8 protein-coding genes and 1 pseudogene are annotated in these 12,893 nt (G+C 59.5%); 2 read left to right on the top strand and 7 right to left on the bottom strand.

What is annotated here, in order from left to right:
• Positions 1 to 14: 14 nt before the first annotated feature.
• The gene (locus GYN01_RS17990) at positions 15 to 2,606 is read right to left on the bottom strand and encodes a glycosyltransferase (RefSeq protein WP_203307551.1); all 2,592 of its coding nucleotides are present in this window, start codon (positions 2,604 to 2,606) and stop codon (positions 15 to 17) included.
• Positions 2,607 to 2,883: 277 nt separating this feature from the next.
• Between GYN01_RS17990 and tcdA the strand changes: the two are divergent.
• Positions 2,884 to 3,678: pseudogene (tcdA, locus tag GYN01_RS17985) on the top strand (tRNA cyclic N6-threonylcarbamoyladenosine(37) synthase TcdA); the annotation flags it as partial.
• A 178-nt stretch (positions 3,679 to 3,856) separates the two neighbouring features.
• Here the strand turns inward: tcdA and GYN01_RS17980 are convergent.
• From GYN01_RS17980 to GYN01_RS17965, 4 genes are read right to left on the bottom strand one after another with little or no spacing between them, the layout of a single operon-like run.
• Positions 3,857 to 4,264 (bottom strand): SufE family protein, encoded by a 408-nt coding sequence (locus GYN01_RS17980; protein WP_048363345.1) that lies wholly within the window; start codon positions 4,262 to 4,264, stop codon positions 3,857 to 3,859.
• Positions 4,261 to 5,466: an aminotransferase class V-fold PLP-dependent enzyme gene (locus GYN01_RS17975; protein ID WP_203307550.1), complete on the bottom strand. Its 1,206-nt coding sequence runs from the start codon at positions 5,464 to 5,466 to the stop codon at positions 4,261 to 4,263. Before GYN01_RS17975 ends, GYN01_RS17980 begins: the two co-directional genes overlap by 4 nt.
• A gap of 58 nt (positions 5,467 to 5,524) precedes the next feature.
• Positions 5,525 to 6,559, bottom strand: a complete 1,035-nt coding sequence (gene dapD, locus GYN01_RS17970) for a 2,3,4,5-tetrahydropyridine-2,6-dicarboxylate N-succinyltransferase (RefSeq protein ID WP_048363347.1) — start codon at positions 6,557 to 6,559, stop codon at positions 5,525 to 5,527.
• A gap of 48 nt (positions 6,560 to 6,607) precedes the next feature.
• Positions 6,608 to 6,970, bottom strand: coding sequence for an ArsC family reductase (locus GYN01_RS17965; protein WP_048363348.1), 363 nt, complete (start codon positions 6,968 to 6,970; stop codon positions 6,608 to 6,610).
• A 249-nt stretch (positions 6,971 to 7,219) separates the two neighbouring features.
• On the opposite strand from GYN01_RS17965, the gene GYN01_RS17960 reads away from it, so the two are divergent.
• On the top strand, positions 7,220 to 8,866 hold the full coding sequence (locus tag GYN01_RS17960; RefSeq protein ID WP_048363349.1) for a Na+/H+ antiporter: 1,647 nt from the start codon (positions 7,220 to 7,222) through the stop codon (positions 8,864 to 8,866).
• A 78-nt stretch (positions 8,867 to 8,944) separates the two neighbouring features.
• Here the strand turns inward: GYN01_RS17960 and dapC are convergent, their stop codons facing one another.
• Both dapC and GYN01_RS17950 read right to left on the bottom strand, forming a co-directional pair.
• Entirely contained in the window at positions 8,945 to 10,144 is a 1,200-nt protein-coding gene (dapC, locus tag GYN01_RS17955; RefSeq protein ID WP_203307549.1) for a succinyldiaminopimelate transaminase, read from the bottom strand.
• A 26-nt stretch (positions 10,145 to 10,170) separates the two neighbouring features.
• Positions 10,171 to 12,873, bottom strand: coding sequence for a [protein-PII] uridylyltransferase (locus GYN01_RS17950; RefSeq protein ID WP_048400013.1), 2,703 nt, complete (start codon positions 12,871 to 12,873; stop codon positions 10,171 to 10,173).
• Positions 12,874 to 12,893 lie beyond the last annotated feature (20 nt).

Genomic DNA, 12,893 nt, shown 5'->3' with positions numbered 1-12,893 from the left:
TGGTTGCGGTCAATTTATGCCGCAGGCTGCTCTTTCGGTGCGTCCACCGGTTTAGGCAGAGAGGACATAAAGGCCATCACCAGCGCTGCCAGATATGGCAGCGATTGCACCAACAGCATCACCACCCAAAAGCGCATGTCGTTGCTCGGTAACCCTTGTACGAAGCAGATCCCCAAGGCTGCGCCCCAGAGCAACAGCATGATGAAGACTTCTTCCCGTGCTTCGGAGAGCGCGACCCAAAAACCGTGGTTGTCGGCGTTTTTAGGCGTACGAAAGAAGGGAATGCTGGTGGTGAAAAAGCCATACAACACGGCCTTGGCAATGGTGTGCGACAACGCCAGCCCGGCCAGGGCCGCGGCAAATGCATCCTTGAGGTTGACCCCCACGGTACGGCGGTACAGGAAGATGATTTTGCCCACCTTGAATACAAACAACGCCAGCGGCGGGATCGCAAAGATCAGCAGCGGTGGATCGACCCGCGTCGGCACAATAATCATCGCGGCCGACCACAGCAGCGCGCCCACGGTGAAGAAGATGTTCATGCCGTCAGCGACCCACGGCAACCAGCCCGCCAGGAAGTGATAACGCTGGCCACGGGTCAGTTGCGAGTCCTTGCCACGCAGCAGGCTTGAGGCATGACGCTTGATAATCTGAATCGCTCCGTAGGCCCAGCGGAATCGCTGTTTCTTGAAGTCGATGAAGGTATCGGGCATCAGCCCTTTGCCGTAGCTGTTGTGGGAATAGGCTGCGGAATAGCCTTTCTCAAAGATCCGCAGGCCCAACTCGGCATCCTCACAAATACACCAGTCGGCCCAGCCCAGCTCTTCGAGTACCGAACGGCGGGTCATGGTCATGGTGCCGTGCTGAATGATCGCGTCGCGGTCGTTACGGGTGACCATGCCGATATGGAAGAAGCCCTTGTACTCGGAGTAGCAGAGCTTTTTAAAGGTGCTTTCGTTCTGGTCGCGGTAGTCCTGGGGCGATTGCACGATGGCGATTTTAGGGTCGGCAAAGTGCGGCACCATGTGCTTGAGCCAGTTGCGGTCTACGCAGTAGTCAGAGTCGATGACTGCGATGACTTCGGCATCCGGCGCGGTGTGTGGGATCAGGTAATTGAGTGCGCCCCCCTTGAAACCGGCCAGCGGGGCAACGTGGAAAAACTTGAAACGCGGGCCGAGGGTGGCGCAGTAATCGCGCACCGGCTCCCAGACCGCCGGATCTTTGGTGTTGTTGTCGATGATCAACACTTCGAAATCCGGGTAATCCAGATTGGCCAGCGCGTCGAGGGTCTGTTTCACCATCGCGGGTGGCTCGTTGTAGCAGGGCACATGGATCGAAACTTTCGGGCGGTAGGCGTCGTCGGCTTCGACCGGTAAAAATTCCCGGCGGCGCTTGCGAACCCATACCGCTTCGGCCAGTTCGTGGGCTTCGGTCAGCAACACGATAAACACCCCGAGGGCGCCCAAACCCAGTAAGAACCCTACCGTGAGGCTGAACCAGGTGCTGTATTGCTGGCTATAGTCGTAAGCGATCCACACCAGTACCGAACCGCATAAAAAGGCGGTGAACGTGAGGAACGTTCGGCCGCGCTGACGCAGTGCGGAGCCATCAATGAGCAGCAACGCCAGCGACAGCAGGCCCATCACCACCGAGCCGATGGCCAGTACGCGCCACTGCGGGATCGCGACCACTGGGCCTTCGAAGTTGAATTTCTGCTGGCGTGCGGCGTTGTACACGCCCCAGTACGCCCCCACCGAGCCTTCGTCGCTGGCCTTCCAGGGCTGATCGAACGCTTCGATCACGAAGTAGTTGTAACCCCGACGGTTCAGGGTATTGACCAGGTTACGCAGGTAAATAGCCTGGTCAGCCGGGGTCGCGTCAGCACCACCGCGCATGCGGCCGTTACTCGGCCAGCCAACCTCCGACAGCAGCAAAGGCTTTTTCGGGAACATCTTTTTCAGATCCCGGGCACGGTCCAGTACAAATTCGCCAGCCTTGTCCACCGGGATAAATTCCCAGTAGGGCAAAATGTGCGCGGCAATCAGGTCAACGTGCTTGGCCAGTTGCGGGTATTTCTCCCAGATATGCCATTGCTCGGACGTGGTGACGGGCACCTTGACCGCAGCGCGCACCCGGTCCAGCAGTACGATCAGCTCTTCGGGTGTGATTTCTTCGCGGAACAGCGCTTCGTTACCCACCACGACCCGCACGATGCTGCGCGAGTTATTGGCCAGCTCAATGGCTTTCTGGATTTCCCTCTCGTTGCGCTCCAGGTCAGGGCTGATCCAGATCCCGATGGTCACGCGCAAACCGAACTCTTCGGCCAACTTGGGAATGTCACTCAAGGTGCCATCGACTGAGTAGGTACGAATGTTGTCGGTCAGCTTGCTCATGATCTCCAGATCACGACGCATTTCATCGTCGGACGGATATTGGTCTTTCTGCGGGTATTGGCCTTGTTGAAACGGCGAATACGAAAAACCGGAGATTTGCTCTGGCCAGTTGGGCGCCGAGACCGGGCGATTGATCAGCGCCCAGAAACCGGTGAAGAGAGCGGCGATGGCCAACACCACCACCAGATTGAGTCCAAATTTACGCGATGACATAACTATTTCGGGTTCCAAAAGGAGTGGAACGAAGATCGCTCGGCAGGTGCCAAACGGCGCGCATCCTACACTGGGATTTAACTTAACGTACAGCGCATGGAAAACGGCTTGGCGTTTGGCAGCGATCGCCAGCTTAAGTTCTTTCTTTATTACTTGTAGCTCTTATCTTGCTACTAGGTCGGCTATTAAAGCAGGCTTGGTCGGATGACCCGTAGGAAATGTACTCAACATCGGTAAGACCGCCCTATAATGCGCGCCGGTTTTTGGGGTGTTGGTTATGAGTACAGAAGATCCGCGGTTTGCCGGTGTCGCCCGGTTATATGGTCTGGAAGGCATGGACCGTCTGCGTGCGGCGCATGTGGCGATCATTGGTGTAGGTGGCGTGGGGTCATGGGCCGCCGAAGCGATTGCGCGTTGTGGCGTGGGTGAAATTTCGCTATTTGATTTGGATGATGTCTGCGTCAGCAACACCAACCGCCAGCTGCATGCATTAAGTTCGAACGTTGGTCGGGACAAGGTTGAAGTAATGGCTGAGCGCCTGCGTCAGATCAACCCGGATTGCACTGTGCACGCGGTGGCGGACTTCGTAACCCGCGAAACCATGGCCGAGTACATCACCCCCGACATCGACTGCGTGATCGATTGCATCGACAGCGTGAATGCCAAGGCGGCGCTGATTGCCTGGTGCAAGCGCCGCAAGATCCAAATCATCACCACTGGTGGCGCGGGCGGGCAAATTGACCCGACGCTGATTCAAGTGTGTGATTTGAACCGTACCTTTAATGACCCGCTGGCCTCGAAAGTGCGCTCCACGTTGCGTCGTGATTATGGTTTTTCTCGGACCGTGACGCGTCATTACAGCGTGCCGTGTGTGTTCTCGACCGAACAGCTGCGCTACCCCAAGCCCGATGGCAGCATTTGCTTGCAGAAAAGTTTTGTGGGAGATGGGGTCAAGCTTGACTGCGCGGGTGGGTTTGGCGCGGTGATGATGGTCACGGCGACCTTTGGCATGGTGGCGGCGACCAAGGCGGTCGACAAAATCGTGGCGGGTGTGCGTCGGCCTTCAGAAAAACTCAAGCAAAAACAAAGCCCTCACCCTAGCCCTCTCCCCAAGGGAGAGGAGATTGAACGCGTGGAGTCGGCCACATCGGCAGCCTGAAGTTACGCCACGATTGCGGGCGGGCAGTATTTCTCAAGAACTCACCCATCAGTCCCCGCTCCCTTTGGGAGAGGATCAGGGTAAGGGGATTTTAGCCGAGCGCCAATTCCCGCATCCGCACTAAAACGGCATTCAAGCCATTGCTGCGGGACGGCGACAATTGGCGGCTCAAGCCCAACTGTTCGAACCACCCCGGCAAATCCACTTGCAACAATTGCTCAGCGCTTAAACCGTTCACTCGCGCCAGCAGCAGTGCCACCAGCCCGCGAATCAAGCGCGCATCACTGCTGGCCGCAAACTGCCAATGCCCGTCTTTCAATTCGCCCACCAACCACACCAGGCTTTCACAGCCCTGCACGAGGTTGGTGTCGGTTTTTTCGGTCTCGGGCAGTGCGGGTAAGCGTTGGCCCCACTGCATCAGCAAGCGCGCGCGCGACTCCCAGCCCACACACTGCTTAAAACTGTCGAGGGCAACGTGCGCTTCAGCGGGCAAGCTCATCGCAATAACTCCAACGCCTGATCAAGTGCCGTGAAGAATCGCTCAAGATCTTGCGAATCGTTGTACAGCGCCAATGACACGCGTATAGCGCCCGCCAGCCCCAGGCTTTTCAGCAACGGCATAGCGCAGTGGTGACCGGCACGCACCGCAATGCCTTGCTCCGTCAGCAGGTGTGCAAGGTCAGCGTTGTGCACGTCGTCGACGACAAAACTCACCAGTGCCAGTTGCGCAGTGCCCAGCAGGCGAATGCCGGGACGTTGCTGCAAGCCTTTGACCAGCAGCGCATGCAGGGCGGCTTCGTGGGCCTCGACGGCGTGTTGATCCAGGCTCGCCAAATAACTCAGGGTGGCGCCCAGGCCGATCACGCTGGCAATCGGCGGGGTGCCAGCCTCAAAACCCAGGGGCGCCGGGCGAAAGGTCGCGTGCTGGTAGTCGGCGTCTTGCACCATCTCCCCGCCAAACTGCCAATGCTGCAAGCGAGCGAGGGCTTCGTTACGCCCGCACAGCACGCCCAGCCCGTCAGGGCCGTACAGTTTGTGGCTGGAAAATACGTAGAAGTCGCACCCCAACGCGTGTACGTCATGACGGCCATGCACGACGCCTTGAGCGCCGTCGACCACGGTCAGCGCGTTGTGCGCTTTGGCCAGCGCCAACAGGGCGGGCAGGGGTTGCCACACGCCCAGCACGTTGGACAATTGGCTCACCGCCAACAGGCGGGTACGCGGGGTGATCAGTTGGGCAGCGGTGACAAGGTCAATCACGCCATCGCTGTCGAGCGGCAACACCACCAGTTTGAGGTGCTTGCGCTGGGCCAACTGTTGCCAGGGCAGCAGGTTGGCATGGTGTTCCAGGGCGCTGATGACGATTTCGTCACCGGCCTCAAATTGGTGTTCCAGCCCGTAGGCCAGCAAGTTCAGCGCCGAGGTGGCACCGTGGGTGAAAACGATGGTTGCGCGGTCGCCGGCATTGAGCCAGTGGGCGACTTTGGCGCGGCTGTTCTCAAAGGCCTGGGTCGCGTGGGCGCCCGGCAAGTGTTGGGCCCGGTGCACGTTGGCGGCGCCACTGGCGTAGTAGTGCGTCAGTGCGTCGAGCAGGGCCTGGGGTTTTTGCGTGGTGGCAGCGTTGTCCAGATAGGTCTGGTCTTGACGTTGCAAGGCGGCGATGGCTGGGAAGTCAGCGCGCCAGGGAGAAGGCAAAAGCATGGTGTTGTGGCTCTGTTGACGAGGCCAGAAACTGGCCCCGTCAGTGGCAGACAGACGCTTAGTTGTGCGCGTGCAGGGCTTCGTTCAGCTCGATGGCCGACTTGTGGGTTTTGCATTCCACCGCGCCGGTTTGCGAGTTGCGACGGAACAGCAGGTCGGACTGGCCCGCCAGTTCACGGGCTTTCACCACGTTGACCAGTTGGTTGTTTTCATCGAGCAGTGCCACTTTGGTACCCGCCGTGACGTACAGGCCAGACTCGACGGTGTTGCGGTCGCCCAGCGGGATGCCGATACCGGCATTGGCGCCGATCAGGCAGCCTTCGCCGACTTTGATCACGATGTTGCCGCCGCCCGACAGGGTGCCCATGGTGGAGCAACCGCCACCCAAATCCGACCCCTTGCCGACGAATACGCCCGCCGATACGCGGCCTTCGATCATGCCCGGGCCTTCGGTGCCCGCGTTGAAGTTGACGAAGCCTTCGTGCATCACGGTGGTGCCTTCGCCGATGTAAGCGCCCAGACGCAGACGTGCCGCGTCAGCGATACGCACGCCCGCCGGTACTACGTAGTCAGTCATTTTCGGGAACTTGTCGACCGAGAACACTTCCAGCAGATCGCCACGCAGACGGGCTTCGAGTTGACGTTCAGCCAATTCGCCGAGGTCGATGGCGCCCTGGCTGGTCCAGGCCACGTTTGGCAGCAGCGGGAACACGCCCGCCAGGTTCAGGCCGTGCGGCTTGACCAGGCGATGGGACAGCAGGTGCAGCTTGAGGTAAGCCTCGGGCGTGGACGTCAGGGCTGCGTCTTCGGCCAGCAAGGTGGCAACCAGCGGCTTGTGGCTTTCGGCCAGGCGGGTCAGCAACGCGGCTTGCGCGGCGTCCAGTGGTTTGGCCGCTTCAGCCATTTGCGCCGCTTGCGCGGTGGTGAAGGTGATTGCCTGATTGCCACCGGTGTAACCCAGGATCGGGGCGATGGCTGCAATCAGCTCGGCCGACGGGTTGAGCAGGGGTTGTGCGTAGAACACTTCCAGCCATGCGCCTTGACGGTTTTGAGTGCCGACGCCGAAGGCTGCGCTGAACAGGGTAGTAGACATGCAATTACCTCTTACAAAAATAAATGGGCGCACGATAAGCACTTGGGCTTAAAGAAGGGCTGCCGCATAAAGATCTGGCTTGAAGCCAATCAGGGTTTTGTCACCGAGATCGAGCACCGGGCGCTTGATCATCGAGGGTTGAGCGAGCATCAGTTCAACGGCTTTGGCTTGGTCGAGATCGGCTTTTTGTTCGTCGTCGAGCTTGCGAAAGGTTGTACCGGCGCGATTGAGCACCACTTGCCAGCCGTGCTCAGTGCACCACTGGTTGAGGTGTTCGCGGTCGATGCCCGTGCTTTTGTAGTCGTGAAAATCGTAGTGCAGCCCATTTTCATCCAGCCAGGTGCGCGCCTTTTTCATGGTGTCGCAGGCTTTGATGCCATAAAGGTGCAAGGTCTTGCTCGAATCGGTCACGGAAATTGCCCCTCCTTTGGAGATGCTTAAAATGAGCAGTCGCGGATTATGCCACGAGCGGCGCGCTGGGTGCGCCAGGCGTGGAGGTTGGCACGGTGTTGTGACATGTCATCACGCCACTGCGACTTTTGTTGAGCGGTCAGCGTTTGCCATTAAAGGCTACTATGGCTCGGGATGGAAAAGTGTTGCCACTTATGTTTAGTTAAAAGCCGTTCAGTTTGAAGCGGCCCGCTCGGGAACCCTGCTGATATGCAAACCGCCTATACCGTCCTCATCCTGCTGATGCTGGTGGGTGTCTCCCGTCTATTGGGGCGTTTGATCCCGTTGCCATTACCCTTGGTGCAAATTGCCGCTGGCGCTTTGCTGGCCTGGCCAACACTGGGCCTGCATGTGGCGCTGGACCCTGAGTTGTTTCTGTTTCTGTTTTTGCCGCCGCTGCTGTTCTCCGATGGTTGGCGCATGCCCAAGCGTGAGTTCTGGCGTTTGCGTGGGCCGATTCTGACCTTGGCCGTGGGCCTGGTGCTGTTCACGGTGGTGGGGGCGGGGTACTTCATCCACTGGATCTTGCCGACCATTCCGTTACCCGTCGCCTTTGCGCTGGCCGCGGTGCTGTCGCCGACCGATGCGGTGGCCGTGTCGGCCATTGCGCAGAATCGCTTGCCGGCGCCCTTGATGCATATGTTGCAGGGCGAGGCGTTGATGAATGATGCAACGGGCCTGGTGACCTTCAAGTTCGCGCTGGTGGCGGCCATTACGGGCGTGTTTTCGTTGACCAATGCCAGTGTCACGTTCCTGTTGGTGGCGTGTGGCGGCTTGGCCATCGGTGTGGCATTGAGCTGGCTGGTGGGGCGCATGCGTGCCTGGATGATTGCGCGCGGTTGGGACGACCCGGCGACCCACGTGGTGTTTATGTTGTTGCTGCCGTTTGCAGCCTATGTGCTGGCCGAGCGCCTGGGTGCCTCGGGTATTTTGTCCGCCGTAGCGGCGGGCATGATGCAGAGCTGGCTGGACCTGTTGCCGCGCCAGACCAGCACACGCATGCTTAACCGCAGTGTGTGGGGGCTGCTGGAGTTTGCGTTCAACGGCCTGATCTTCCTGCTGCTGGGCCTGCAACTGCCGGACATCATCAAGGCGGTGGTCAGTCACGAAACCACTTTGTGGCCGACACTGATGTACCGCTGCCTGGATGTGGTGGCGGTGTTTTTGGTGTTGCTGGCGTTGCGTTTTATCTGGGTGCAGAGCATTTGGCGATTGTCGGGTCTGCTGCGACGCTGGCGCGGCAAGGGCGAACTGACGATGGTGCCGACGGCGCGTTCGTGCTGGTTGCTCACGGTCGGCGGTGTACGCGGGGCGGTAACGCTGGCAGGTGTGATGTCGGTGCCGCTGTTCATCAGTAAAGGCGTTGACTTCCCTGAGCGTGATTTGCTGATTTTCATCGCGGCCGGGGTGATTCTGCTGTCCTTGATTGCGGCGTGTATTGCCTTGCCGTTCCTGCTGCGCGGGATCGAAAAAAGCCCTGACGACGCCATGCGCAAAGAAGTGCGCGAGGCGTGGCGGCGCACGGCTGAAGCGGCGATTCACGCGCTGGAGACTGAAGAACGGGTGGAGCCGCAAACCCAGCAGGATGCGGCTCAGGCTGCTCTGGCAGCTGAATTGAAGGCGCGGATCATGTCCGAGTATCGGCATCAGTTGGAGGTCTACAACGATTCGGCGGAAGCGCAGGCGCTGGCGTCGCAAATGGACCTGCTGGAGAGTCGCCTGCGGATCAAGGCGCTCAGGGCGCAGCGACTGGAGCTGTACAGCATGCGTCGTCATCACGAGATTGGCGATGACGTACTGAGCGAGATCCTCAAGGATCTGGACATGAGCGAGGCGAATCTGGGTCAGGTCAAGTAGTCCCCCGTACCTCGATCCGCCGGCTGCGATCTTTGCGGATGAAAGATCGCAGCCAGCGACAGCGCCTATGAGGGCGGGTTAGCGGCGGCGCTGGATGAAGTCGCGGATTCGCTCGGCGGCCTCTACGCATTCGGCCAGTGGGGCCACCAGCGCCATGCGCACCCGGCCTGCGCCAGGATTGAAACCCTCGACTTCGCGCGACAGGTAGGAACCCGGTACGACGGTGACATGTTCTTCGGCGAACAGGTCGCGGCAGAATGCAGCGTCGTCACCTTCCACCTGGGGCCACAGGTAAAAACCGCCATCAGGGCGTTGCACATCCAGCACCGGGCTCAAAATCTCCAGTACCGCGTCGAATTTCTCGCGGTACAGGTCGCGGTTGGTGCGCACGTGGGCTTCGTCGTTCCATGCCGCAATGCTCGCCAGTTGCGTTTGCACCGGCATGGCACAGCCGTGGTAGGTGCGATAGAGCAAGAATGCCTTGAGGATCTGTGCATCGCCCGCCACGAAACCGGAACGCAGCCCCGGCAGGTTTGAACGCTTGGACAGGCTGTGGAACACCACGCAACGTTTGAAGTCTTCACGGCCCAAGGCAACGCAGGCGCTGAGCAGGCCGACCGGTGGGGTGTGCTCGTCGAAATACAGTTCGCTGTAGCACTCGTCCGCGGCAATCACGAAGTCGTACTCGTCTGCCAAGGCAATCAGCTTTTTCAGGGTTTGAAGCGGGATCAGTGCGCCGGTCGGGTTGCCCGGTGAGCACAGAAACAGAATTTGGCAGCGCTTCCAGGTGTCGGGGCTCACGGCATCAAAATCGGGGTTGAAGCCATGTTCGGCCAGGCACGGCAGGTAATGCGGTGTGGCACCGGCCAGAAAGGCTGCGCCTTCATAGATTTGATAGAACGGGTTGGGGCTGATCACCAGCGCGTCGTCGCCACGGTTGACCACGGTCTGGGTGAAGGCAAACAGCGCTTCACGCGTGCCGTTGACCGGCAGGATGTTGCGCGCCGGGTCGAGCCAGCCAGCCGGCACGTTGAAGCGGCGCTCGGCCCAGTGGCCAATGGTTTCGCGCAAGAGGGGGATGCCCAGCGTGGTCGGGTAGACCGCCATCTGGTCGAGGTTATCGGCCAGCGCCTTGGCCACGAAATCGGGCGAGCGGTGTTTCGGCTCGCCAATCGACAGTGCAATCGGGCGTTTGTTTGCGCTGGGCTGCACGCTGCCAAGCAGGGCGCGCAGTTTTTCGAACGGGTAAGGCTGCAACTGGTTCAGAGCGTTGTTCATCGGGTGCGGGTCTCACTCGGCGGCGCTTAAATGCTCAGGCGCCACGGTTCTGGGGGGGCATCTTTATTGACCGTTAATTGCTCGACGATTGCTTCCTGCAGGCGCATGCACAGTTGCGGGTCAGACAAGGGTTGGTTGTTTTCATCGGTGATGAAAAAGACGTCTTCTACGCGCTCGCCCAAAGTAGCGATCTTGGCGTTTTGCAGCGACAGATCGAATTCCAGAAAGATCATTCCGATACGGGCCAGTAAGCCGGGGCGGTCGGGAGCGCTGAGCTCGAGCACCGTTACAGGGCGCTGTGCATCGTTATGGATCGTGACCTGCGGCGCGAAGGCAAAGTGTTTGAGCTGGCGCGGCACGCGGCGCTGGATGATGGTCGGGTAGTCATCCGGATTGCGCAGGGCTTCGGTCAGGCCTTTGCGGATTTTTTCGATGCGCTCGGGGTTGTTGCCAATCGAGTCGCCGTCGTTGTCGAGCACGATGTAGGTGTCGAGGGTGAACTGGCTGCTGGAGGTGATGATGCGCGCGTCATGGATGTTGAGGTTGAGTTGGTCCATGGCCGCGACCGTCACTGCGAAGAAGTCGTGTTGGTCGGGGGCGTAGATGAAGATCTGGGTGCCGCCTTCAAAGTCGCGCTGGGTGGTCTCTTTGATCAACACCAGCGGGCCGCCGTCGGCAGGCTGTTGCAAGATGGCTTCGGTGTGCAGGGCGACATCGGCCGAGGTGTGACGCAAGAAGTAGTCGTCCCCCAGTTGCGACCACAGTTGCTCGACATCGTCCTGGTCGTTGCCGTTGCGTACCAACGTGTCCAGCGCCGCGCTTTGGGTCTGACGGATCTGCTCTTCACGGTCTACCGGGTTTTCCAGGCCGCGCCGCAAGGCCCGCTTGGTCTCGGTATAGAGCTGGCGCAACAGGCTGGCGCGCCAGGAGTTCCAGAGCGTCGGGTTGGTGGCGTTGATGTCGGCGACGGTCAGTACATAAAGGTAGTCGAGGTGGGTCTCATCGCCCACCGCCTGTGCGAAGTCATGGATCACTTGCGGGTCGGACAAGTCCTTGCGCTGGGCGGTGGTCGACATCACGAGATGGTTTTGCACCAGCCACACGATCAACCGGGTGTCCCACTGCGGCAACTGATGGCGAATGCAGAAGGCTTCGGCATCCACGGCGCCGATTTCGGAATGGTCGCCGTGACGGCCCTTGCCGATGTCGTGGTACAGGCCTGCCAGATAGATCAATTCCGGTTTGGGCAGTTTGGCCATCAGTTTGCTGGCCAACGGAAATTTCTCGGACACCTGGGTGTACTGCAATTTGCGCAGGTGCTTGATCAAGTTCAGCGTGTGCGCATCGACCGTATAAATGTGGAACAGGTCGTGCTGCATCTGGCCGACGATAAACCCGAATTCGGGCAGGTAACGTCCCAAAATGCCGTAGCGGTTCATCCGTCGCAGGTTGCGATGAATACCGTTCTTGCACTTGAACAGCTCAATAAACAGGCTGGTATTGCGAATGTCATTACGGAAATCGTCGTCGATCAGGTAACGGTGCTCACGCAACAAGCGAATGGTGTCGGCGCGTACGCCTTTGATTTCCGGGTGTTGGGCCATCAGCAGGAAAATTTCCAGCATGGCAAACGGCGTGCGCTTGAACACCTGGTCACTGGTGGCTTCTATATAGCCGTCGTGCAGCTGAAAGCGCGAGTTGATGGGCGTAGGCGGTGCTTCGTCTTCGGGGGCCAGAATGACCTCTTCGAAGTGCTGAATGATCAGGTCGCTGAGCTGAGCGATGCTCATGACCACCCGATAGTACTGTTGCATGAAGTTTTCGATGGTCTGTTTGGTGTCTTCGCCCGCAAAGCCCAGCAGCTCGGCGATGCTGCGCTGGTGATCGAACAACAGGCGGTCTTCAGCGCGCCCGGCCAGCATGTGCAGCGCGTACCGCACCTTCCATAAAAATTCTTGGGAGGAGGCGAGCAGGGCGTGTTCGCTCTCGACCAGAAAACCTTCGCCTGCCAACGCGCGCAGGTTGAGGGTGCCGTATTGACGACGGGCAACCCACAAGATGGTCTGGATGTCGCGCAGGCCGCCCGGAGAACCTTTGACGTTGGGTTCCAGGTTGTATTCCGTGTCGTTGTACTTGTGGTGTCGGGCTTTTTGTTCGGCGTGCTTGGCCAGAAAGAAGTCTTTGCTGGGCCACATGTGCGCGGTGCTGGTGACGTCCAGCATGCGCTGGCGTAAATGTTCGGGGCCGGCCACGGTGCGGCTTTCCATCAGGTTGGTGATGATGGTCAGGTCGGCGCGGGCTTGTTCGGCGCACTCCTCCACTGAGCGCACGCTCTGACCGACTTCCAGGCCAATGTCCCAAAGTAACGTCAGAAAGCGCTCAATTGAGTCGCGAAAAATTTCGTGATCGGCGTTGTCCAGCAAGATCAGCAGGTCAATGTCGGAGTAGGGGTGCAGTTCGCCGCGGCCGTAGCCGCCTACCGCCACCAGCGCGATATCGGCTTCGGCGCTCCAACTGAACTGGTCCCAAGCCTGATTCAGGATGCAGTCAACGAACCAGGCGCGATCCTCGATCAAACGTCGAATGTCGCGCCCTGTGCGAAAGCGGTCGTCGAGCACCTCACGTGCCTGGCGGATCGCCTTTTTGAAAGCGGCAATGGGGCTTGCCTTTAATGCCAGTTCGGCCTGGAACTGGCCACGGTCAAAAAGTTCGGGATCCACCTGCGGCATTGATTGGCTTTCCTGTGGCT

This window comes from Pseudomonas weihenstephanensis, assembly GCF_016812185.1.
In the GTDB taxonomy this organism is placed as follows: Bacteria; Pseudomonadota; Gammaproteobacteria; order Pseudomonadales; family Pseudomonadaceae; genus Aquipseudomonas; species Aquipseudomonas weihenstephanensis.
The sequence above is the reverse complement of the archived record's forward strand: the minus strand, read 5'-3'. Positions and strand labels throughout refer to the sequence as shown.